This is a genomic window from Aeromonas sp. CD, from assembly GCF_033349375.1.
GTDB classification, from domain to species: Bacteria; Pseudomonadota; Gammaproteobacteria; order Enterobacterales; family Aeromonadaceae; genus Aeromonas; species Aeromonas hydrophila.
Genome location: NZ_CP137631.1, coordinates 1,549,914 through 1,572,682, shown reverse-complemented (window position 1 = coordinate 1,572,682; position 22,769 = coordinate 1,549,914). Strand labels below are relative to the sequence as shown.

The 22,769-nt window shown below is 63.9% G+C and carries 21 protein-coding genes; 13 read left to right on the top strand and 8 right to left on the bottom strand.

What is annotated here, in order from left to right; genetic code table 11:
- Window positions 1-70 precede the first annotated feature (70 nt).
- Together R2E40_RS07345 and R2E40_RS07340 are read left to right on the top strand one after the other, a co-directional pair.
- Window positions 71-1,885 carry an MOSC N-terminal beta barrel domain-containing protein gene (locus R2E40_RS07345; protein ID WP_318165120.1) on the top strand — a complete coding sequence of 605 codons (1,815 nt, stop codon included), beginning with the start codon at window positions 71-73 and terminating at the stop codon, window positions 1,883-1,885.
- Between the two features lie 222 nt (window positions 1,886-2,107).
- Window positions 2,108-3,820, top strand: a complete 1,713-nt coding sequence (locus R2E40_RS07340; protein ID WP_318165119.1) for a methyl-accepting chemotaxis protein — start codon at window positions 2,108-2,110, stop codon at window positions 3,818-3,820.
- A 60-nt stretch (window positions 3,821-3,880) separates the two neighbouring features.
- On the opposite strand, the gene htpX is transcribed toward R2E40_RS07340, so the two are convergent.
- From htpX to bioB, 5 genes are all read right to left on the bottom strand, one after another.
- Window positions 3,881-4,750 carry a protease HtpX gene (gene htpX, locus R2E40_RS07335; RefSeq protein ID WP_318165118.1) on the bottom strand — a complete coding sequence of 290 codons (870 nt, stop codon included), beginning with the start codon at window positions 4,748-4,750 and terminating at the stop codon, window positions 3,881-3,883.
- 112 nt (window positions 4,751-4,862) lie between these two features.
- Window positions 4,863-5,543: a dethiobiotin synthase gene (gene bioD / locus R2E40_RS07330; RefSeq protein WP_011705390.1), complete on the bottom strand. Its 681-nt coding sequence runs from the start codon at window positions 5,541-5,543 to the stop codon at window positions 4,863-4,865.
- Between the two features lie 82 nt (window positions 5,544-5,625).
- Window positions 5,626-6,429, bottom strand: a complete 804-nt coding sequence (gene bioC, locus R2E40_RS07325; RefSeq protein WP_318165117.1) for a malonyl-ACP O-methyltransferase BioC — start codon at window positions 6,427-6,429, stop codon at window positions 5,626-5,628.
- Window positions 6,419-7,615 (bottom strand): 8-amino-7-oxononanoate synthase, encoded by a 1,197-nt coding sequence (gene bioF, locus R2E40_RS07320; protein WP_318165116.1) that lies wholly within the window; start codon window positions 7,613-7,615, stop codon window positions 6,419-6,421. Before bioF ends, bioC begins: the two co-directional genes overlap by 11 nt.
- Window positions 7,612-8,700, bottom strand: coding sequence for a biotin synthase BioB (gene bioB / locus R2E40_RS07315; protein ID WP_318165115.1), 1,089 nt, complete (start codon window positions 8,698-8,700; stop codon window positions 7,612-7,614). The genes bioF and bioB overlap by 4 nt, the downstream gene beginning before the upstream one ends.
- Before the next feature lie 191 nt (window positions 8,701-8,891).
- On the opposite strand from bioB, the gene bioA reads away from it, so the two are divergent.
- Both bioA and R2E40_RS07305 read left to right on the top strand, forming a co-directional pair.
- On the top strand, window positions 8,892-10,166 hold the full coding sequence (bioA, locus tag R2E40_RS07310) for an adenosylmethionine--8-amino-7-oxononanoate transaminase (RefSeq protein WP_318165114.1): 1,275 nt from the start codon (window positions 8,892-8,894) through the stop codon (window positions 10,164-10,166).
- A 135-nt stretch (window positions 10,167-10,301) separates the two neighbouring features.
- On the top strand, window positions 10,302-11,135 hold the full coding sequence (locus R2E40_RS07305) for a HAMP domain-containing protein (protein WP_045529649.1): 834 nt from the start codon (window positions 10,302-10,304) through the stop codon (window positions 11,133-11,135).
- Here R2E40_RS07305 and R2E40_RS07300 read toward each other — a convergent pair.
- The gene (locus R2E40_RS07300; RefSeq protein WP_259231342.1) at window positions 11,132-11,434 is read right to left on the bottom strand and encodes a hypothetical protein; all 303 of its coding nucleotides are present in this window, start codon (window positions 11,432-11,434) and stop codon (window positions 11,132-11,134) included. The two genes, R2E40_RS07305 and R2E40_RS07300, sit on opposite strands and share 4 nt — an antisense overlap.
- Before the next feature lie 241 nt (window positions 11,435-11,675).
- Here R2E40_RS07300 and asnS point away from each other — a divergent pair, with 241 nt between their 5' ends.
- The 3 genes from asnS to R2E40_RS07285 all read left to right on the top strand — a co-directional run bounded on the left by asnS (window position 11,676) and on the right by R2E40_RS07285 (window position 15,584).
- Entirely contained in the window at window positions 11,676-13,076 is a 1,401-nt protein-coding gene (gene asnS, locus R2E40_RS07295; protein WP_318165113.1) for an asparagine--tRNA ligase, read from the top strand.
- A gap of 376 nt (window positions 13,077-13,452) precedes the next feature.
- Complete coding sequence (locus R2E40_RS07290; protein ID WP_076361279.1) at window positions 13,453-14,796, top strand: anaerobic C4-dicarboxylate transporter; 1,344 nt, start codon at window positions 13,453-13,455, stop codon at window positions 14,794-14,796.
- Between the two features lie 131 nt (window positions 14,797-14,927).
- Window positions 14,928-15,584, top strand: a complete 657-nt coding sequence (locus R2E40_RS07285) for a hypothetical protein (protein ID WP_318165112.1) — start codon at window positions 14,928-14,930, stop codon at window positions 15,582-15,584.
- 81 nt (window positions 15,585-15,665) lie between these two features.
- Here the strand turns inward: R2E40_RS07285 and R2E40_RS07280 are convergent, their stop codons facing one another.
- Together R2E40_RS07280 and dcuC are read right to left on the bottom strand one after the other, a co-directional pair.
- Window positions 15,666-16,805, bottom strand: a complete 1,140-nt coding sequence (locus tag R2E40_RS07280; protein ID WP_318165111.1) for a M20 family metallopeptidase — start codon at window positions 16,803-16,805, stop codon at window positions 15,666-15,668.
- 84 nt (window positions 16,806-16,889) lie between these two features.
- Complete coding sequence (dcuC, locus tag R2E40_RS07275) at window positions 16,890-18,266, bottom strand: C4-dicarboxylate transporter DcuC (RefSeq protein WP_103829172.1); 1,377 nt, start codon at window positions 18,264-18,266, stop codon at window positions 16,890-16,892.
- A gap of 286 nt (window positions 18,267-18,552) precedes the next feature.
- Between dcuC and R2E40_RS07270 the strand changes: the two genes are divergently transcribed.
- The 6 genes from R2E40_RS07270 (at window position 18,553) to R2E40_RS07245 (ending at window position 22,619) form a co-directional block, all read left to right on the top strand.
- Window positions 18,553-18,867, top strand: a complete 315-nt coding sequence (locus tag R2E40_RS07270; protein WP_024943845.1) for a hypothetical protein — start codon at window positions 18,553-18,555, stop codon at window positions 18,865-18,867.
- Window positions 18,868-19,182: 315 nt separating this feature from the next.
- Window positions 19,183-20,094 carry a LysR family transcriptional regulator gene (locus tag R2E40_RS07265; protein ID WP_005298997.1) on the top strand — a complete coding sequence of 304 codons (912 nt, stop codon included), beginning with the start codon at window positions 19,183-19,185 and terminating at the stop codon, window positions 20,092-20,094.
- A gap of 195 nt (window positions 20,095-20,289) precedes the next feature.
- Window positions 20,290-20,640: an ArsC family reductase gene (locus tag R2E40_RS07260; RefSeq protein ID WP_039213134.1), complete on the top strand. Its 351-nt coding sequence runs from the start codon at window positions 20,290-20,292 to the stop codon at window positions 20,638-20,640.
- Between the two features lie 22 nt (window positions 20,641-20,662).
- Window positions 20,663-21,790: a succinyl-diaminopimelate desuccinylase gene (gene dapE, locus R2E40_RS07255; RefSeq protein WP_318165110.1), complete on the top strand. Its 1,128-nt coding sequence runs from the start codon at window positions 20,663-20,665 to the stop codon at window positions 21,788-21,790.
- Window positions 21,787-22,476, top strand: a complete 690-nt coding sequence (locus tag R2E40_RS07250; RefSeq protein WP_318165109.1) for a M15 family metallopeptidase — start codon at window positions 21,787-21,789, stop codon at window positions 22,474-22,476. The genes dapE and R2E40_RS07250 overlap by 4 nt, the downstream gene beginning before the upstream one ends.
- Window positions 22,473-22,619, top strand: coding sequence for a hypothetical protein (locus R2E40_RS07245; protein ID WP_005298986.1), 147 nt, complete (start codon window positions 22,473-22,475; stop codon window positions 22,617-22,619). The genes R2E40_RS07250 and R2E40_RS07245 overlap by 4 nt, the downstream gene beginning before the upstream one ends.
- Window positions 22,620-22,769: the final 150 nt, after the last annotated feature.

The following is a 22,769-nucleotide window of genomic DNA, read 5'->3' as shown; positions in this document are numbered from 1 at the left end:
ATTGCTGCACGGAACAGCTCCCGTTATCTTGTCTCCTGCACTGGAACCACCACAGCACAAGGACCCGGCCATGCCCAAGCTCGCCAGCATTCATCTCTACCCCATCAAGTCGACGGCAGGCATGCCACTGACCCGCGCCCTGGTCACCGAAGAGGGGCTGCAGGGGGATCGCCGCTACATGGTGGTCAAGCCGGACGGCAGCTTCATCACCGCCCGCACCCATCCCCAGTTGCAGCAGGTGGTGGCCACTCCCATCGAGGGCGGTCTGCAACTGCGCTATCCGGGCCTTGACCCCCTCATCCTGCAAGAGCGGGAGTTTTCCCGCACCCCTCGAGCCACCGGGGTCTGGAGCGACAGCTTCAGCGCCCTGCAGACCCAGCCCCAGGCCGATCAGTGGCTGAGCCAGGTGGCGGGAGAACCGGTTCAACTGCTCTGGCTCGGTGAAGAGTCCGCCCGCTTTCGGGAGAAGACCGGCACCCGGGTCAGCTTTGCCGACGGCTATCCGCTGCTGCTGATAAGCCAGGCCTCTTTGGAGGATCTCAACCTCAGATCCGACGCGCTGCACCAGATGAGCCAGTTTCGCACCAACCTGGTGGCGAGCGGCACCCTCCCCTTCGAGGAGGACGGCTGGAAACGGATCCGCATCGGCGAGGTGGAGTTTCGGGTCGCCAAGCCCTGCAGCCGCTGCATCATGACCACGGTGGAGCCGGGCACGGATCGCTTCAATGCCCTCAAGGAGCCGCTGGCCACCCTCACCCGCTACCGGCGCGGCGAGGATGGCGAGGTCTACTTCGGCCAGAACCTGGTGGCCCTCAACGAGGGCTGGATTGAGGCGGGCAGCGAGATAGAGGTGCTGGAGCGCGCCCGCGCCCCTGTCTACCCCAACGCGGCCCCGAAAAAACGGGAGCTGGTGTGCGTGGCCCGCGAGCCGCTGGCGCGGGATCTGGAGACCTTCTGGTTCGAGGCGGCCGATGGCGAGCCCCTGCCCGACTATCTGCCGGGCCAGCATCTGCCCATCAGCCTGGACATTGGCCTGGGCCTGCGGCGCGAGCGTCTGCAGCGCCGCTATACCCTGAGCTCCACCCCGGAGCGGCCCGAGCGTTACAGCATCAGCGTCAAGAAGGTGGGGGGCGGTCGCATCTCCCACTGGCTGCACCAGCAGTTGCAACCCGGTGACCGGTTGCTGGCCGCCGCGCCGGCGGGTGAGTTTCATTTAGGCACCGGGCGCTCCCTGCTGCTGCTCTCGGCAGGCTCGGGGGTCACACCCATGCTCTCCATTGCCCGCACTCTGGCCTTGCGCGGGGAACTCGGCGATGTACACTTTATGCACCTGTGCCGCAGCGAGGCGGACATTCCTGCCGCCAGCGAACTGCACGCCCTGGCGCAGCAGGGGATGACCCTTACCCTGATCCTGAGCCAGCCCGATACGCACTGGCAGGGGCTCAAGGGCCGGCTCGGCGATGAGCACCTCAAACAGGTCAAGGAGCTCGCCGAACGGGAGGTGTTTATCTGCGGCCCTCACGGCTTTATGGCCGATGCGGCCGCCAGACTGGCCGCCCTTGGCGTGCCCGCCGAGCGGATCCGCCAGGAGAGCTTTGGCGGTGCCATCCTCTCGGTGGCCCGCCCCCACCAGGCGGTGCAACTGCGCATCGGCAAGCAGAGTTTTGCCGGCAACAATCAGGGCACCGTGCTGGATCAGGCCCACAAGCAAGGGGTGGATCTGCCCTGGAGCTGCCGCGCCGGCATCTGCGGCAGCTGCAAGCAGACCCTGCTCGCGGGCGAGGTGGATCACCCCGATGCCCCGGCCATCACCGCCGCCGAACGGGCCGAGGGCAAGATCCTCACCTGCTGCGCCGTACCGCTCACCGATCTCGTCATCAAATAAGGTGATCGAGCAGCGATAACCCCACCGGCCGGGCGCCCGCTCCCGGCCGTTTTCTCCCTGTTTCGGTACGTTTTCCCTCGCCTCCACCTTTTCTCCAAACCCCCGCAACCTTGCCGGGCCCCGCTCCTATACTCACAGCAACAACAACAAAACCCCTCCGACGTAGCGGCCTTTGCCGTCTGACCAAGGGGGTTATCCGGTGAGAATAAGGACGCTCAAACCATGGAACAGAACAGACCCGCCTTTCAGCTCAACCTGCTGCTCTCCGTCGTCACCCTGATCCTGCTGTCGCTGGTATTTTTTGCCTACAGCTGGTCAGGAACGCAACTCGAGCAGAGCTATCAGCAACGCTATCAATCCTATCTGCTGGCCGATGAACTGCGGCAATCCTCCGACGACCTGACCCGCCTCGGCCGCACCTACGTGATCACCAAGGATCCGGCCTACGAACAGCAGTACATGCGGATCCTGGCCATTCGCAACGGGGAGCAGAACCGGCCGCAGGGCTACAACCGCATCTACTGGGACTTCGTCGCCGCCAACGGCCAGAACCCGCGGCCCGACAGCCAGGTGCGCCGTGGCCTCATCGACCTGATGAAGGAGACCGGCTTTACCGAAGAGGAGCTGGCCAAGCTCAACGAGGCCAAGAACAACTCGGATGCCCTGGTCAACACCGAGGTGGCCGCCTTCAAGCTGGTGCAGCAGACGGACGGCGATCTGGCCGCCAATCAGCAAAAGGCCATCGCCATGATGCATGACAAGGCCTATCACCAGAACAAGGGGCGCATCATGTCCCCCATCGACGACTTCTACGTCCTGATGGAACACCGCACCCAGCAGGCGGTGGACGATGCCGCCAGCCAGTCCGCCATGCTGCGCTACCTGTTCATCGCGCTGGGCCTGGTGTTGATGTTCTTCCTCTGGCGCACCTACAAGGCGCTGCTCGACCTGGTCGGCACCTCGGTCAGCCAGCTCAGAAGCGATCTCAACCACCTGGCCGAGGGGGACTTCTCCCAGCCGATCAAGGTGCCGGCCGGTGCCAAGGAGAGCCTGATCGGCCTGCTCGCCACCATGCAGGGCACCCTCAAGGGGATCATCGCCCAGGTCTCCCACTCCAGCGAAGAGCTCTCCGGCTCGGCCGACAGCATCGCCCAGATAGCGGAGCAGACCGCCCAGTTCGCCACCTCCCAGCAGACCAGCACCCAGACCATGGCGGCCGCCATCGAGGAGCTGGTGGTGAGCATCAGCCACCTCTCTGACAACGCCACTCACGCCGACGAGCTGAGCAAGGTCTCCGCCAACACCCTGGCGGAAGGTTCCGGGGTCATCAAGCAGACCCTCGACAGCATCCAGAGCATCTCGGATACCGTCTCCAACGCCGCCAGCAGCATCGCGGATCTCAACAGCCACACCCAGCAGATCTCGGAGATCATCGAGGTGATCCGCGGCATCGCCGATCAGACCAACCTGCTGGCGCTCAACGCCGCCATCGAGGCGGCCCGGGCCGGCGAGCAGGGGCGCGGCTTCGCGGTGGTAGCCGACGAGGTGCGCAACCTCGCCAGTCGCTCGGCCGCCTCCACCCAGCAGATCACCGGCATGATTGGCAAGATCCAGAGCGGGACGGATGCCTCCATCCGCAGCATGGAGAACACGGTCAACAACGTCTCCCGCGGGGTGAGCCTGGCCAGCCAGACCGGCGAGGCCATCGCCAGCATCCAGAACCACGCATCCAACCTGACCGGCCTGATGGGGGAGATCAGCCACACCCTGCGCGAGCAGTCCACCGCCGCCAACGAGGTGGTCTCCACCGTCGGCAACATTACCTCCCTCTCCGAGCAGTCGGGGGACGCAGCCCGCCACGTCTCGCAGGAGGCCGCCAAGCTCAAGCAGCTGTCGCGGCTGCTGCGCCAGGAGATGGCCCACTTCAAGCTGTAACCTGCGCGCACAAAGCAAAACGGCTGCCCGAGGGCAGCCGTTTTCATTGGCACGGTACGCTTAACCGCGCAGGGCGGCGATGCGCTGCTCGATGGGCGGGTGGCTCATGAACAGCTCGCTCATGGAGCGCTTGCCGTTGATGCCGAACGCCATCATGGAGCCTTCCAGCTGCGGCTCGGCACCGCGGGAGAGGCGCTGCAGGGCAGCGATCATCTTGTCGCGGCCGGCCAGCTTGGCGGCACCGGCGTCGGCGCGGAATTCACGCTGACGGCTGAACCACATGACGATGATGGAGGCCAGCACGCCGAACAGCATCTCCAGCACGAACACGGTGATCATGTAGGCAAAACCGCCGGTGCTGCTCTCCTCGTCGTTGTTGGAGCTGAAGAAGTTGCTGATGACGCCGGCCACGATGCGGGCGAAAAACATCACGAAGGTGTTCACCACCCCCTGGATCAGAGTCAGGGTCACCATGTCGCCGTTGGCCACGTGGCTCACCTCGTGGGCCAGCACGGCTTCCGCCTCGTCACGGCTCATGCTGTAGAGCAGACCGGACGACACGGCGACCAGCGAGTCGTCACGGCGGGCTCCGGTGGCGAAGGCGTTCATCTCGGGGGAGTCGTAGATCCCCACTTCCGGCATCTTGATGCCCGCTTCACGGGCCTGACGGGCCACGGTACTGACCAGCCAGTGCTCGGTCTCGTTACGGGGTTGCTCGATGACCTGGACGCCATAGCTGCGCTTGGCCATCCACTTGGACATCAGCAAGGAGATAAAGGAACCCCCAAAACCGAACACGGCGCAGAACACCAACAGACCGGAAATGCTGGACTTGTTGATCCCCAGAACCGAGAACAGGATATTGAGTACCACCCCCAGCACCAGCATGACGGCCAGGTTGGTCACCAGGAATAGCATAATTCGCTTCATATTGACTCCTTGTGAGATATGGACGCGTGGCCCGTCACCAGTTCGCTGCCGGTCGGGCCACACCTGTCACGCATAATAGACAGTTTCTATGAATGTTCGCTGAATGTCGGATTCAGAGCAGAGGCGAAATGTCGAGTCGCCCGCGCAGATCAGCCTCGAGCGGATTGTTTACAAAGGGTATTTCACCCAAAAACGGGGCCGGCAGCAAGCCCCGCAGGGTGTCCAGATTCTCCTGATAGTGACTCATGGAGCCGTGTAGCCGGTTGATGACCCAGCCCGCCACCGGCAGGTTGTTGTTGCGAATGGCAGCGAAGGTGAGCAGGGCATGGTTGAGACAGCCCAGTTTGGCCCCCACCACCATGATGACCGGCATGTTCTCCTGCTTGACCCAGTCCGACAGCAGATGTTTGCGATCAAGCGGCAGGAACCAGCCCCCCGCTCCCTCCACCACCACCAGCTCGGCCCCCGCCTGTTCAATCTGGCGCAGCCCATCAGATAACCCCTTCAGGGTAATGGCATCGCGCGCTTCGCTGGCGGCGATATGGGGCGCGATGGGCGGCTCGTAGGCGTAGGGATTGACCAGATCGTAGGGCAGCGGCAGGCTCGCCGCCTCCTGCAGCAACACGGCGTCAAGATTGCGCAGCCCGTCCGGGGTGCGGGCACAGCCGGCGGAGATGGGTTTGTAACCGGCGCATCGCAGACCGTGCGCGGCGAACTCCAGCAACAGGGTACGGGCGACCAGCGTCTTGCCCACATCGGTATCGGTGCCGGTGACGAAGAAGGATTTGACCATGATGACTCCTCAATACGGGGCCGCTGCCCGGGCTCGTAATGGCGGGCAGCGGCTTCTCAATTCTCTCAGCCCATGAGACCGGTTAGCGGCGGATCAGCTGGCCGAGGCACACCTGATAACTGGCGGCCAGCAGGCCGTCCGGTTGGCGATGGGCTTCATAGGCCTGGCTCAGGCGCTGCAGACGCTGGCGACTGCTGAGTCCGGTATGACGCTCGTCATTGACCTGGCTGGCGCCGATCCCCTTGAGATCGCGCAACAAGCCGTTGAGCTCGGGGTAGCCGAGCGACCAGGTCAGGCTCTCCAGCGCCGGAGCAACAAAACCGCCGGCGGCGATGGCATGCTGCAATTGTGGCAGGCTGAGGAAGCGATTGACATGATCACACTCGTCAACCGTGCGCCAGGCCTCACGCAATTGCCAAAGCGACTCGGCCAGCAGGGTCGAGAACAGCAGCCGGCCGCCGGGTTTGAGCACCCGGTGCAGCTCGGCAAAGGCCTGGGCCGGTCGCTCGCACCACTGCAGCGCCAGGCTGGAGAAGACCCAGTCAAACGTCTCGTCGGCAAAGGGAAGCTGCTCGGCATCGCCGCACAGCAGGCGGGCGCCGCTGCCGCGAAGGGCGGCCTGCGCCAGCATGCCGGGGGCCAGATCCAGCCCGGTCAGCTCGTTGCAGCGCCCGGCCAAAGCCGGCAGGAAGAAGCCGGTGCCGCAGCCGAGATCCAACCCGCTCACCGTCAGCTCAAGACCAACCTGCCTGTCCGGCATCCGCTCCAGCAGTGCCTGCCCCACCTCCTGCTGGAAGCGGGCGTGGGCGTCGTAGTGACGGGCGGCGGCGCCGAAACGGCGGGCAAGCTGGGCCTTGTCGACCGCCTGAAAACGCTCATGCAGCATGCGTCCCCCCTCTCTCGTCGTCCGCCGGGCAGGGGCCGAGGGCATCGAGCAGCCGATCCACGTCCTGTTCGCGGTGAGCGGCGCTCAAGGTGATGCGCAGGCGCGCCGTGCCGACCGGCACCGTGGGCGGGCGGATGGCGCCGGCCCAGATACCGCGATCCCGCAGTCGCTCGGCCAGTTGCAGGGCAGCGATGCTCTCCCCCACCAGCAGCGGCTGGATGGGGGTGGCGCTGGCACCCAGCTGCCAACCCAGCGCCTGCGCCCCTTGCCGAAAACGGGTGATCAGCTGGCCAAGCTGGGCGCGGGCCTCGTCGGCGGCGCGCACCAGTGCGATGCTCTGGCGCACCGCGCAGGCCTGGGCAGCCGGCATATGGGTGCTGTAGACGTAGTGGCGGGCGAAGTTGACCAGATACGCCACCAGCTCGCGACTGCCGCCGACAAACGCGCCGGCCACCCCGAGCGCCTTGCCAAAGGTACCCATCTGGATGTGCACGCTGGCAGGAGCAACCCCCTGCGCCGCCAGGGTGCCGCGCCCTTGTGGCCCCAGCACGCCGAGACCGTGGGCATCGTCGATCATCAGCCAGTTGCCGCTCTGGGCGGCCAGTTGGCTAAGCTCGCGCCAGGGGCCCTGATCCCCATCCATGCTGAACACCCCCTCCGAGACGATAAGCCCACGATTTGGCTCAAGCTGCCGCTCAAGGGCCGCCATGTCGTTGTGGCCGAAGCGCTTCATCTTGCAGGGCAGCTGACTGCCCATCTCCTGCAGAGAGGCGTGGTTGAGTTTGTCCTGCCACAGCAGGTGATCCTTGCCAAGCAGGGCTTTGAGCACCGCCTGATTGGCGGAAAAGCCGCAGTTGAACAGCAGCACCGCCTCCAGCCCCAACCAGTCAGCAAGCGTCTCTTCCAGCTGTTGGTGGGCCCGGCTGTAACCGGTCACCAGCGGCGAGGCGCCGGCACCCGCACCATAGCGCTCAATTCCCTCCTGGAAGGCGGTCTTGATGGCGGGGTGATCGGCAAGCCCCAGATAGTCGTTGGCGGAAAAGTTGAGGTAATCGCGCCCGGCCACCCTGAGCCGTCCGCCACTCGCGCCGTCGGTCGCGATGCGGCTGCGCAGCAGGCCCGCCTGCTCGCGCTCGGCCAGCGCCGCGCTCAACCCAAAGGGGCCCGTTACTGCAGGGCCGTTCATGACCGCGCGGCCCCTGCACGGGGGCGGGTGGCGTCATAAAACATCTCGGTGGGCTCGCTCTGGCGACTCACCTCGGCCAGCAACTCCTCTTCTTGTACTTGATCAGGCTTCTGGGCCCGCTGGGCGGGACGAATGCCGAGCCGCTTGAACAGCTGCATGTCGCTGTTCTCGTCCGGGTTGGGGGTGGTCAGCAGCTTGCAGCCGTAGAAGATGGAGTTGGCCCCGGCCATAAAGCACATGGCCTGCATCTGCTCGTTCATCTTCTCCCGCCCGGCGGAGAGGCGCACATGGGAAGCCGGCATCATGATGCGTGCCACGGCGATGGTGCGGATGAATTCGAACGGATCGAGGTTCTCCTGGTTCTCCAGCGGCGTGCCCTTCACCTTGACCAGCATGTTGATGGGCACGCTCTCCGGGTGGCGCGGCAGGTTGGCCAGTGCCATCAAGAGGCCCGCCCGATCTTTCGCCTGCTCGCCCATGCCGACGATACCGCCGGAGCAGACCTTCATGCCGGCGCCGCGCACATGCTCCAGGGTATCGAGCCGGTCCTGATAGGTGCGGGTGGTGATGATGTCGCCGTAAAACTCCGGCGAGGTGTCGAGGTTGTGGTTGTAGTAGTCAAGGCCGGCGGCGCCGAGGCGCGCCGCCTGATCGGCGGTGAGCATCCCGAGCGTCATGCAGGTCTCCATGCCGAGCCCGCGCACCTCCTCGATCATCCGCAGGATATAGGGCATGTCCTTCTCTTTGGGGTTGCGCCAGGCGGCCCCCATGCAGAAGCGGGACGAGCCGTGGGCCTTGGCTTCGCGGGCCCGCTCCAGCACTTTCTCCACCTCCATCAGCCGCTCGGCCTCAAGGCCGGTGTGATAACGGGCGCTCTGGGGGCAGTACTTGCAATCCTCCGGGCAGGCACCGGTCTTGATGGAGAGCAAGGTACTCACCTGCACTTCGTTCGGATCGAAATAGGCGCGGTGGACGGTCTGGGCCCGGAACAGCAGATCGTTGAATGGCAGGGCAAACAGGGTCTGAACCTCGGCGAGGGTCCAGTCATGACGAAGGGCGTGAGCGCCCGCGGTGAGAGCATTCATACATGGCTTCCAATTGTTATAAGTGGGATCCTGCGCCGCCAGCTTGCATGGGCAAACGCAGAAGCCGCCACCCGGCCTGCACCCGAGTCGGGCTGCACGCAGCCAAGTAGCTGAAATTGTTGGCTAGTGTAGAGAGCACGCGTAGACTGTCAACACCGACCAGATCAAACCAATTGACAACAGAACGCAAAATGACCAATCAAGAATTCGACCTGCACCACGTCTGGCACCCCTATACCTCCCTCACCCATCCCCTGCCCTGCTATGAAGTGGCCAGTGCCAAGGGAGTGACCCTCACCCTCAGCGACGGCCGCGAGCTGGTGGATGGCATGAGCTCCTGGTGGGCTTGTGTGCACGGCTATCAGGTGCCGGAGCTCGATGCGGCCGCCACTGCCCAGCTTGGCAAGATGTCCCACGTGATGTTTGGCGGCCTCACCCACGCCCCCGCCGTTGATCTGTGCCGCAAGCTGGTGGAGATCACCCCGGCTGGGCTGGATCGGGTGTTTCTGGCGGACTCGGGCTCGGTGGCGGTAGAAGTGGCGCTCAAGATGGCGCAGCAGTACTGGCACGCCAAGGGGACGCCAAGGGCCAAATTTGTCGCCCTGCGCGGCGGCTATCATGGTGACACCTTTGGCGCCATGAGCGTCTGCGATCCGGATGGCGGCATGCACGAGCTCTACAAGGGCTTCCTGCCCGAGCACCATTTTGTCGAAGCGCCCAGCTGCCGCTTCCACGCCGAGTGGGACGAGCAGTGCGTAGTGGAGCTCGCCACCCTGGTGGCGGATCATCACGAGGAAATCGCCGCCATCGTGCTCGAGCCCATCGTGCAGGGTGCTGGCGGCATGCGCTTCTACCATCCCCGCTATCTGCAGTGGGTACGCGCCCTGTGCGACGAGTTCGGCCTGCTGCTGATCGCCGACGAGATCGCCACCGGTTTTGGCCGCACCGGCCAGCTGTTTGCCTGCGACTGGGCCGGCATCAGCCCCGACATCATGTGTCTGGGCAAGGCGCTCACCGGCGGCTATCTGACGCTGTCGGCCACGCTCACTACCGAGCATGTGGCTCGCACCGTGTGTGGCGGCAAGGCAGGCGTCTTCATGCATGGGCCGACCTTTATGGGCAACCCCTTGGCCTGCGCCGTGGCCAACGCCTCCATCGATCTGCTGCTGGCCTCGCCGTGGCAGGAGCGGGTCCGTGCCATCGAGCATCAGCTGCGAACAGAACTGGTGGCGCTGACCCTGCACCCGGCGGTGGCGGATGTGCGGGTGCTTGGCGCCATCGGGGTGGTGGAGATGAAGGAGCGGGTGGACGTGGCGCGCATCCAGCGCAAGTTCGTCGAACTGGGTGCCTGGATCCGCCCGTTTGGCAAACTGGTCTATCTGATGCCCCCCTTCGTCATCAGCCCGGCACAATTAACCGTGCTGACCAATGCCATCACCGCCGCCATCCACAGCGGCGAGTTCTGAGTCAGACGTGGCAGGCCCTGCCCGACCAGGCAGGGTCTTTTGACTCTTTTTCATCAGAATGTGAGCGAGACACCAGACCCGGGCGGCCAAGACGCGTAGACTGCGCGGGTTTTACCCAACAGATGTACCGTTCCCATGCGCCTCTCCATTGCTGCCAAAATCAACTTCTTCTTGCTGTTCATCTTCTCCATGGTGCTGGTGTTCTCCGCCGCCTATCAGGCGGTGCGCGAGCGCGACCTGATCCTGACCCTCATCAAGGAGCAGAGCCGCGAGCAGACCGAGGCCTACTTCGATGGCCTCAACATGCTGATGCTGACCGGCAAGATGGATGCCCGCGACACCCTACGCGGCAAGTTTCTCGAGCACGCCCACGTGGAGGATGCCCGCATCGTGCGCAGCGAGGCGGTGAGCAAGCAGTACGGGGTTGGCCACCAGAGCGAGCAGCCCAAGGACAGGTTCGATGAGCTGGCACTGGCCGGCAAGGGCAGCCTGGAGGTGGTGCACGACGGCATGCACAGCAAGCTGGTGGTGACCCGCCCGCTGCTGGCCAAGAAGGATTTTCGCGGCACCGACTGCACCAGCTGCCACCTGGTGCCGGAGAATACCGTGCTGGGGGCGGTGCGCTTTGACTACTCCCTCGACACCCTGTTTACCCGGGTCGAGCAGAACATCCTCACCTCGGCGCTGAGCCTCACCGTCATCTTCGGCCTGGGACTGCTGCTGACCCTCTGGGTCATCCGCACCTGGATCGTCCGCCCTCTCAACCAGCTGACCCGCTCCATGGAGGAGGCCACCGACCTGCACGACTTCGGCCACCGGCTGGAAGGGGATGAAGGGGACGAGATTGGCCGAGTGGCGCTCGCCTACAACCAGATGCTCGACAGCGTGGAGCGTCAGCTCGGCAAACGGCCCGTCGCGCCGATGGAGGGGAGCGAGCAGAAGGCGACAGAGAGAAGAAAAGAGGGCTAGCCCAGGTAGTAGAACAGCAGACTGGCGATCAGGATCAGCAGCAAGATGGTCAGGTGCACCCGCCCCGTGTCCTCTTGCCGCCGGCAGCGTCGACGTTCCGCCAGCAGCACCGCCAAGGTCAGCAGGCAGCAACCCCAGAGCCCGAGCAACAGCCAGGGGGTGAGCAGGGGATCCCAGCTCTGGCGTACCCTGACCCCGCCATAGACCAGAAAACCGTAGGCCGTCTGCGGTCTGGCGAAGTGGTAGAGGGAGAGCAGGACGATGAAGCCGCCCCAGCAGAGCATCACCAGCCCCTGCAACACCCGTGTCAGCCGGTCCGGCCCCCGTCGCCGCTCTTTCACGCTTATCCCCCGTCCAACTGGCCTGCCAATCCGCCGACAGGCGCCGAAATCCCCCCCAGAGTCCAACATTTTTGCTTGTTTATCAAACCTGCGCGGGTAAGATTGACGGCTTAGTCTGCCATGATGGGCCAAGATTGCCCGGGCCAGACCCCAAGTGTTGCAAATAGCGCTGCAAGAACAAGCTGGAGACAATATTTCGATGACGCACGCATCCGTAGTAGATGTGCTGACCGGTAAGTATGCGGTCGGCACCACCCAGACAGTCAAAGGGTGGATCCGGACCCGCCGCGATTCCAAGGCGGGGATCTCATTTTTGGCCATCTCCGATGGCTCCTGTTTCCATCCGGTACAGGCAGTCGTCCCCAATACCCTGGCCAATTACGAGAATGAAGTGCTGCGTCTGACCACGGCTTGCTCGGTGGAAGTGACCGGTCTGGTGGTCGAGTCTCAGGGCAGCGGCCAGGCGTTCGAACTGCAGGCCACCGACGTCAAGGTAGTGGGCTGGGTCGAAGATCCGGACACCTACCCCATGTCTGCCAAGCGTCACAGCATCGAATACCTGCGCGAGCAGGGCCACCTGCGCGCTCGTACCAACGTGGTCGGCGCCGTGACCCGGGTACGCAACTGCCTCTCCCAGGCCATCCACCGCTTCTTCCACGAGCAGGGCTATCTGTGGATCGCCGCGCCGCTCATCACCGCCTCCGACACCGAAGGCGCCGGCGAGATGTTCCGCGTCTCCACCCTGGACATGGAAAACCTGCCGCGCACCCCTGCCGGCAAGGTGGACTATGACAAGGACTTCTTCGGCAAAGAGACCTTCCTGACCGTATCCGGCCAGCTCAACGTCGAAACCTACGCCTGTGCGCTGTCCAAGGTCTACACTTTCGGGCCGACCTTCCGCGCCGAAAACTCCAACACCAGCCGCCACCTGGCCGAGTTCTGGATGGTGGAGCCGGAAGTGGCCTTCGCCGATCTGGAAGACAACGCCGCCCTGGCCGAAGCCATGCTGAAGTATGTCTTCAACGCCGTGCTGGCCGAGCGCCGCGACGATCTGGAGTTCTTCGCCCAGCACGTGGACAAGGACGCCATCGGTCGTCTGGAGCGCTTCGTCGCCTCCGACTTCGCCCAGATTGACTACACCGATGCCATCGAAGTGCTGAAAAACTGCGGCAAGACGTTCGAGTTCCCGGTCTCCTGGGGTATCGACCTCTCCTCCGAGCACGAGCGCTACCTGGCCGAAGAGCACTTCAAGTCCCCGGTGGTGGTGAAGAACTACCCGAAAGACATCAAGGCCTTCTACATGCGCCTCAACGACGACGGCAAGACCGTCGCCGCCATGGACGTACTGGCCCCGGGCATCGGCGAGATCATCGGCGGCTCCCAGCGTGAAGAGCGTCTGGACGTGCTGGATGCCCGTCTGGCCGAGATGGGTCTGAACAAGGAAGACTACTGGTGGTATCGCGACCTGCGCCGCTACGGTACCGTGCCGCACTCCGGCTTCGGTCTGGGCTTCGAGCGTCTGGTGGTTTACGTGACCGGCATGGGCAACGTCCGCGACGTGATCCCCTTCCCGCGCACCCCGCGCACCGCCGAGTTCTGATTACAGGACTTTGCCTTAAAAGCCGACCTCAGGGTCGGCTTTTTGTTGCCCGTCCGGCGGCCGGACGGCCTTGCCAGCACCACAATTAATCACTCTTGCCGCTCTCGCCACGCCCCCTTGCTGACACACCCGCCCCGCGCCAGCCGTTGAGCCCCATACGCTGCCACTTATTGCCCGCAAAATAACAAAAACGTTAATACGTGGTTTTTATGACGTTAAATCAAAAAGCGATGAGTTATTGAAGTACCTCAAATTTTTGCCCTTTTTTGGCAGGCACAATAACCACTAACCCTTTAGGGCTAAATAAAAAACAGACAATCCCGGTCCATGAGCCCAACACAGCACAGACATGGATTAAATAACGCGAGGTAATGGAATGATCTTGATGGAATTTTTGGTGGTACTCGGCTGCTTGCTGCTGGGTACCCGGTTTGGGGGCATGGGGCTGGGTCTCATCAGCGGCATCGGTCTGTTCCTGCTGACCTTCGTGTTCGGTCTCACCCCGGGCGAACCACCGGTGCAGGTGATGCTGACCATACTGGCGGTGATCGGCTGCGCCGCCACCCTGCAGACCGCCGGCGGTCTCAACCTGATGATGCAGGTGGCCGAGCGTCTGCTGCGCCGCCACCCACAATACATCACTATCCTGGCACCGCTCACCACCTGGACCCTCACCTTCCTGTGCGGTACCGGCCACGTGGTCTACACCATGTTCCCCATCATCGCCGACATCGCGCTGCAGAAGAACATCCGCCCGGAACGCCCGATGGCGGTGGCTTCCGTCGCCTCCCAGATGGCGATCTGTGCCTCGCCGGTCTCCGTTGCCGTGGTCTCCATGGTCTCCATCCTGGCAGCCGGGCACGGCATCGGTCAGGCCTACAGCCTGCTCGACATCCTGATGGTTGCCATCCCCTCCTCGCTCACCGGGGTCATAGTCGCGGCCCTCTGGAGCCTGCGTCGCGGCAAGGATCTGGACAAGGACGAGGAGTTCCAGGCCAAGATCAAGGATCCGGAGCAGCGTGCCTTCGTCTACGGCGGCGGTGAGACCCTGCTCAACACCAAGTTCCCGAAAGAGGCCTACTGGTCGACCTGGATCTTCTTCGCCGCCATCGCCGCCGTGGTGGTGCTGGGGGCAGACGCCTCCCTGCGCCCTGTGTTCGAAATGGGTGGCAAGACAGGCCCGCTCTCCATGAACCTGGTGATCCAGATGATGATGCTGATCGCCGGCGCCATCATCCTGATGCGCTGCAAGGTCAAGCCGGGTGACATCTCCAACGGCGCCGTGTTCAAGGCCGGCATGGTGGCGATCTTCTCGGTATTCGGGGTCGCCTGGATGAGTGAAACCTTCTTCCAGGCCCACATGCCGCTGCTGAAAGAAACCCTGGCCCACGTGGTCCAGGCCCAGCCCTGGACCTATGCCCTGGTGCTGTTCCTCATCTCCAAGCTGGTCAACAGCCAGGCAGCAGCCCTGACCGCCATCGCCCCCATGGGGCTGGCGCTGGGTGTGGAGCCGAAACTGCTGATCGCCTTCCTGCCGGCCAGCTACGGCTACTTCGTGCTGCCAACCTACCCAAGCGATCTCGCCTGTATCGGTTTCGACCGCTCCGGCACCACCCGCATCGGCAAGTTCATCATCAACCACAGCTTCATCATTCCGGGTCTGATCGGGGTCGCCACCTCCTGTACCCTGGGTTATCTGCTGACCAGCATACTGCTCTAAGCAACACGCACCGCTTAGCCAGCTCAGCAGGCCCCCCGGGGGCCTGCTGTTTTGTACCCTGCCCATCCCGCTTTGCCAACCGCCCGCACTCTGGGTAGCATGACCCCTCTTTTCTTTGCGGAATCGTCCCCATGTCTCGCGTCATCGTGCTCTGGAGCGGCGGCAAGGATGCCATGCAGGCCCTCTGCCATGCCCGCGCAGCGGGTCATCAGGTGGTGGCACTGGCCACCTTTGCCCCGCCCGAACCCCGCTTTCTGGCCCATCCCCTGTCACAGGTGCGTCGGCAGGCGGCGGCCCTCGGGCTGCCCCATCTGCTGATCACCATTGAGGCGCCGTTCGATCTCGGTTATGAGCGGGCGCTGGCGGCATTGAAAGAGGAGTGGCGCCTGGATGGGGTGGTCACCGGCGATATCGACAGCGTGGGAGGCGCCCCGAACTGGATCCGCGAGCGCTGCCACCCGCTCGATCTGGCCGTTCACACCCCGCTCTGGCAGCAAAGCCGCGAGGCGCTGCTGGAGGATCTGCTGACCCGCGGCATCGTCGCCCACCTCTCCTGCGTCGACACCCGGGTGCTGGCCCCCGAGTGGGTGGGACGCACCCTCGATGCGGCCACCCTGACCGAGTTGCAGCAGCTGGCGGCAAGCCGGGGCTTCGATGCCTGCGGCGAGCAGGGGGAGTACCACACCATGGTGACCGACGGCCCCGGCTTTGCGGCGCCGCTGGTGCTCGGACGCTGGCAGGTTGCCCGTCAGGAGCAGCTTGCCTACCTGCTGGAGGATGAGGGGTAGCAGGACAGCTCGTCTGCACCGGCATGTCAGATAAAAAACGGGAGGCGATGGCCTCCCGTTTTGCTTGTCTTTGACGCTGACCTATTTGACCAGCTTGCCCAGCACTCGCTGCAGCAGGCGGATGCGCGGCGCTATGCTCTCCAGCAGCAGGAACTCCGCCTCCGAGTGGAAACCGCCCCCCATGGGGCCGAAGCCATCGAGCGACGGCACGCCGGCGGCGGCGGTAAAGTTGGCATCCGAGCCGCCACCGGCCTCCAGCCAGTTGAAGGAGATCCCCTCCTCTTTCGCTGCCGCCTCCACCAGCGCCATCAACGCCTCGGTGTCGCCACTCGGGCGCATCGCCGGCTTGAAGCTCTGGCGATCCACCTCGACCCGGCAGCCCGTGAGGAAGGGGTTGTTGGCCATGAAGGTGAGTCGCTCGTGCACGGCGGCCGCTTCGTCATTGCTCCAGAAGCGCAAGTCGACGATCGCCTCGGCAAAGTCCGGCACCACGTTGACGCCGGTCCCTCCCTGCACCACCCCCACGTTCATGGTGGTGCCGGTGTCGAGGTTGACCTGCTCGTTGATGGCCAGTACCCAGTGGGCCAGCTCAGTGATGGCGGAGATCCCCTCGCTCAGCGCCGAGCCGGCGTGGGAGGCCTTGCCATGGAAGGTAATGCGGTACTTGGCGTTGCCCTTGCGGGCGCTGATGAGATCGCCGTTGGGGCGGGCCGCCTCGGCCACCAGCACGCAGCCACTCTGTTTGGCTTTTTCCACCAGCCACTCTTTGGACCAGGGGGAGCCAATCTCCTCGTCGCAGTTGCAGCAGACCAGCACCTTGAGCTTGGCCAGCACGGCCGGGTCCATCTCTTTGAGGGCATACCAGGTGGAGAGCAGGCCGCTCTTCATATCCGAGACGCCGGGGCCAAAGGCCTGATTGCCTTCGATTTTCAATGGGCGCTTAGCCGCCGTCCCCTCGGGGAAGACGGTATCCATGTGGCCCACCAGCATCACATCGTAGTGATCCGCCCCCGGTGCATTGGTTGCCTCGAGGCAGGGGCCGCACTCGGCGGCAAACTGGTGGCGGGTCACCTGCCAGCCGATGGCCTCATATTTCTCGGCCATGATGTCGGCGACCCGAGCCACCCCGGCCGGGGTGCGGGTGCCGCAATCGAGATTGATGAGCGGGGCCAGATCCGCCAGGTAGGCGTCCAGGGAAAAAGCGTTGCGAGAGTCTGTCATTGTCATCTCCTGGGACGGGAGAGTGCACCTCCCGCCCGACGGCCGAATGAAAGGGGCGGACGACCCGGGCCATCCGCCGCCCGGTTACATAAACAGCAGATAGTTGAGGGTGAGCGCCGTCACCAGCGCGCCGGCCATGGGCACGCAGGTGCGCTTGACCACCACGAAGGGGGAGACCTTGGCGATGCCCGCACAGGCGATCAGCACGGCGGCTATGGGGGAGACGGTGCGGCCGATGCTGGAGGCGAGCTGCATCGGCAGCAGCATGGTCACCGCCGGCACGCCGAACTTGGCCGCCACCGCCGGTGCCAGGGTCGAGAAGCTCAGGAACGCCGCGTTGCCAGAGCCCATGATGACCGCCGCCACCATGATGAGCCCCACCATCACCAGCGTCATCAGGCCGCTGCCGATGCCGGCATTGCTGGCAGAGTGCAGCAGGGTGTCGATGGCGCCGATGGCCTTGAGGGATTCGGCAAACAGCTCGGCGCAGACGATGAGCGCCACCACGGGGCCGAACACCTTGCCCATGCCGTCGAGGAAGCTGGAGAGCCCGGCGAAGGCGGTGCGCACCGAGCGGGTACGCAGCAGCTCGCACAGCATGCCGATAAAGACCGACAGCAGCATGGCCACCTCTACGCTGACGCTGATGGTGGTCACCAGCAGCTTGGAGAAGGTCATCATCAGCACGAAGGGGATGATGGGCAGCAGGGCGTACCAGGTGGGCGCCGCCACCGCCTCGGTGCCCTGCTCGTCCAGCTCGGCGTGCTCGCCGCGATGCTGGGCCGGATCCCAGCCATCCTGACGGTCACAGTGCCGCTGCCAGAAGAAGTGCAGCACCATGGTCACCAGCAGCATGGGAGCCACCAGCCAGATCTGGTAGTCGACGAAATAGCTGGTGGGATCCATGCCGGATTGGCCGGCGGAGAAGATGGCGTTGGTCTGGGTCGGGCCGATTTCGAACGCCTGGGAGGTGGCGATGACGCCGCAGGCGGAGGCCGGGCTGATGCCGAGGTTGCGCATCACAGGGTACATGGTGACCATCAACAGCAGGCCAAGGCCGGTGGCGGAGGTGACGAACAGGGAGACAAAAACCGCCACCAGGTAGCAGATGGCCAGCATCAGGTAGCTGGACTGGATGCCCGCCACCGGTTTGACCGCCACCCGCACCAGCGCCTGGGAGGCGCCGATATGGGACATGTAGGTGGCAAAGCCGGCCACCGCCATGATGGTGAGGCCGAGCCCCGCCGCACGGTAGGAGAAGATCCCCTTAAACACCTCGAACAGGTCGAACAGGGCGAAGCCGGTGCTCTTGTCGGCGGGCAGAATGGGGTGCAATCCCAGCCAGTAGGCGACGGTGAAGATGGCCATGCCGGCCAGTGCCAGCACCGCCTGCGGGTTGTAATCCTTGACGATGCCGTAGACCACGGCCAGCAGTACGAGCAAGACGAAGACGAGTTCCAAATATTCACTCCTGATAAAGTTATCGAGGAGCGGAATCTAGTGGTCTGACCGCGCTTTCCCATTGATCCCCGTCAAGAAAGATGGCTTGATCGCAATCCAATGAAACAAAATGCTACACACTTAACAAAAAACAGCAATTTAAACTAAAGGCAAACCTTTAGAATCCCATTGCCACGCGTTCTGGCGAATAACCTCAGGCTTTTTTGCTTTGGATCAACGTCAGGGGCCAGTGAACTGGCCAAGATGCGCATCGACACACAGCGACCGTTTCGCGCCGGAGAGAGTTATGACAGACCGAGCCAACGCAGGCATGACGACCTGCGACTACAAGCTATGGGACATCCTCGTCGAGTCTGCAAAGGAACGCACCACCATTCGTTACTCCAAGCTGGCCAGGCAGGCCGGGCTGGAGAATTGCCAGGATGAGCTGCGCACCCTGCTGCAACGCATCCGCATGTACTGCACCGAGCACCAGTTACCGATCCTCTCCGCCATCGTGGTGGACGATGTGGGCAAATATACCGGCCTCTCCTCCAGTCTGCCGGACGCCCCCTGGGAGCGTGCCAAGGTGTTTGACTACCAGTGGCCGGTTGCGCCCTGAGTCATCCACCCCTCACAATAACGCGCCCGCCGGCGCGTTTTGTACTTCTTTGGGCCCCCTTTTCCTGAACCGCAGGCAAAAAAACCCGCCGAGACGGCGGGTACTAAGCAAGCAACGCTCTGGATGACCAGAGTAAAGAGTTCAGGCTGTCGAATCTTGCCACCTCCGGCACCACGCGAAAGAGGTAACAGGACAACATGGGTTTGCATAAATCGCTGATTTATCCAAGCTTCATGCTGACCATCGACGGGAAACGAGACTAAAGTGAAGGCCCTGCTTAAGGAAATGATTTATTAGTATTCCATTATGCACAGAATGAATTTACGAGGCGTCGACCTCAACCTGCTGGTGGTGCTCAAGGCACTGCTGGAGGAGCGCAACACCACCAAGGCCGCCGAACGGCTCGCCATGAGCCAGCCAGCCGTCAGCCGGGCACTGGCCCGCTTGCGTCTGCTCTATGACGATCCCCTGCTGATCCGCACTCCCCAGGGCATGGAACCCACCGCCCGGGCGGAGGCCTTGCTGTTGCCACTGCGGGAGATCCTGCACGACATCGAGCAGACCTTCAGCCCCCCCGAGCAGCTCGACCCCGCCCAGTTCGAGGGAGTGCTGCGCATCGGGGCCCACACCTATGTGGAGTACGTGATGATGCCGAGCCTGCTGGCGCGGCTGCAGCAACAGGCCCCCAACCTGCGCATCCACATGGTGCCGCTCAATGCGGACTACGAGAGCCAGCTCGACGAAGGGGTCATCAGCATGGTGATCAGCAAGCAGGACGAGGTGCCCGGTCGTTTTCGCCGCATCCCGCTGTTCGAAGACAAGCTGATCTGCGCCGCCCACCGCAGCCACCCGCTGCAGGGCCAGGTGCTGTGCATCGAATCCTTCGCCCAGGCCCAGCACCTGCTGGTCGCTCCCCGCGGCAGCGAAGGGGGCATCGTCGATGATCTGCTGGCCGCCCACGGCATGACCCGGCACACCCCCTTGATCGTGCAAAGCTTTCTGGCGGCCCCCTTCATCCTGCCGTGCGCGCCTCTGCTGCTTACCTCCCCCGCCCGGGTGCTGCGCCCGCTGATGCCGCTGCTGGATCTGGTGGAGTACGAGACCCGCTTCGCCCTGCCCACCTTCGAAGTGAGCCTCATTCGCCATCGTCGCGACGACAACAACGCCATGCTCAACTGGTTCGAATCCGAACTGCACCTCTGGTGTCGCACCCAGAGCGAACTCTGATGCCCGCCGGCGCGTCCCGCGCCGGGCACTTTTACCCTCCCCCCAGGCCCGACCAGCGCCTCGCCCCACCTCCCCCATACGCATCGGCGTTGCCTTGAGATCGCCACAATGCCAGAATCGGGCCTCTTCTTGATTTCCCGTTTCAGGACTCAAGTTTCAGCTTTCCGGGCCCATGCCCGCAGACAAGGACTCCCCATGGCCACCACCCTCTATGGCATCAAGAACTGCGACACCATCAAGAAAGCCCGCAAATGGCTGGAGCAGGCCGGCATAGACTACCGCTTTCACGACCACCGTGCCGACGGCCTGAATCCGGACGATCTCGACCGCTGGCTAAGCCAGCTCGGCTGGGAAGCGCTGCTCAACAGCCGCGGCACCACCTTTCGCGCCCTGCCGGACGAGGCCAAGCAGGGGCTCGACACCGCCAAGGCGCGTGCCCTGCTGCTGGAGCACCCGGCCATGATCAAGCGCCCGCTGCTGGACCGGGACGGCGAGCTGACTCTGGGCTTCAAGGCCGATCACTACCAATCCCTCTTCTCTCGTTAAACTTTTTTGCTAAGGAACGCTGATGTCGGATGTCATCGCACTGGCCAAGGATCTGATCCGCCGCCCCTCCGTTACCCCGCTGGATGAAGGGTGCCAGACCCTGATGGCGGAGCGCCTCGCCAAGCTCGGCTTCGTCATCGAGCCCATGGTGTTCGAAGACACCACCAACCTCTGGGCCCGCCGCGGCAGCGAGGGGCCGCTGTTCTGCTTCGCCGGCCACACCGACGTGGTGCCCGCCGGCCCGCTGGACAAATGGCATACCCCGCCGTTCGAGCCGACCATCCAGGATGGCGTGCTCTACGGCCGCGGTGCCGCCGACATGAAGGGCTCGCTGGCCGCCATGGTGGTGGCGGTCGAGCGCTTTGTAGCCGAGCATCCGGATCACTCCGGGTCCATCGCCTTCCTCATCACCTCCGATGAAGAGGGGCCCTTCATCAACGGCACCACCCGGGTGATCGACACCCTGGAAGCGCGCCACGAGAAGATCCGCTGGTGCATCGTCGGCGAACCCTCCTCCACTACCGTGGTCGGGGATGTAGTGAAGAATGGCCGGCGCGGCTCCATCACCGGCGATCTGCTGGTGCGCGGGGTGCAGGGCCACGTCGCCTACCCCCATCTGGCGGACAACCCCATTCACAAAGCCGCGCCAGCGCTGGCGGAGCTCGCCGCGACCGTGTGGGATGAGGGCAACGCCTACTTCCCCCCCACCAGCTTCCAGATAGCCAACATCTCGGCGGGCACCGGCGCCTCCAACGTCATTCCGGGCGAGTTGCACGTCCAGTTCAACTTCCGCTTCAGCACCGAACTGACCGACCTGGATATCCGTGAGCGGGTCGAAGCCCTGCTGGACAGGTATGGCCTTGATTACCAGATCGACTGGACCCTCTCCGGCCAGCCCTTCCTCACCGACACCGGCAAGCTGCTGGCGGCTGCGGTCTCTGCCATCGAGGCGGTCAACGGCCAGCAGCCGGCCCTGCTCACCACCGGCGGCACCTCGGACGGGCGCTTTATTGCCCCCACCGGCGCCGAAGTGATCGAGCTGGGCCCGGTCAACGCCACCATCCACAAGGTGAACGAGTGCGTGAAGGCGGACGATCTGGATCTGCTGGCAGACATGTACCAAGGGGTGCTCGCGAGGTTGCTGGCATGACCCAGGAGCAACTGCTGGGGTTGGATGAAGGTCACCTCATTTTGGTGGGGCAAGGCCCGCACCGGCTGACGGCCGCCACCGCGGCGGCCTTCAACGACATGCAGGTGGCCGCCGCCCACGCCGGTTTCAACCTGCAGCCCGCCTCCAGCTGGCGCGGTTTTGATCGCCAGCTCGCCATCTGGAACGGCAAGTGGCACGGCGAACGACCGCTGCTCGATGCCCACAGCCAGCCCATCGACGCCCTGCAACTGAGCGACGAGGAGCGCCTCCACGCCATCCTGCACTGGAGCGCCCTGCCCGGCACCAGTCGCCACCACTGGGGCACCGATCTCGACATCTACGATCCGGACTGCCTGCCCGCCGGCACCAGGCTGGCGCTGGAGCCCTGGGAGTATGAAGCCGGTGGCTGGTTCGCCGACCTGAGCGAGTGGCTTGAAGATCGCATGAACGACTTCGGCTTCTTCCTGCCCTATGCCAAACCGGCCGGTGCCGGCAGCGGCGTCGCCTACGAGCCCTGGCACATCAGCTTTGCACCTGAGTCCCGCGAGCAGCGACTCGACCCGGCCGCGCTGGCACTTTGCCTGCAACAGGCGGATATTGAAGGCAAGGCGACCATACTGGCCAACCTCGACGAGATCCTGGCCCGCTATGTCACCCTGGCCACCGACGAAAGGAGTAGCACATGAACCTCTGGCTCTGGATAGGCTTGCCACTGCTCTTCCTGCTCGGCCTGTTTCTCAACGCCATCAAGGACATGAAGCGATTGGAGAAAGAGCTGCCCCGCTACAAGGACAAGATCCGGGAAGTGAAGGACGACGAGGACGACTGACTCGAGTCCGCCGACAGGGGCACCCACGGGTGCCCCTGTCGCTATCTGTCCACTTTGTGAACACGGTCACGTTGTTCATCGCGCCGGCGACCCCCTTTTGATGGCCAGAACCCTTCGCAGCCATGACACCGAAAATGTAAAAAACTGCAA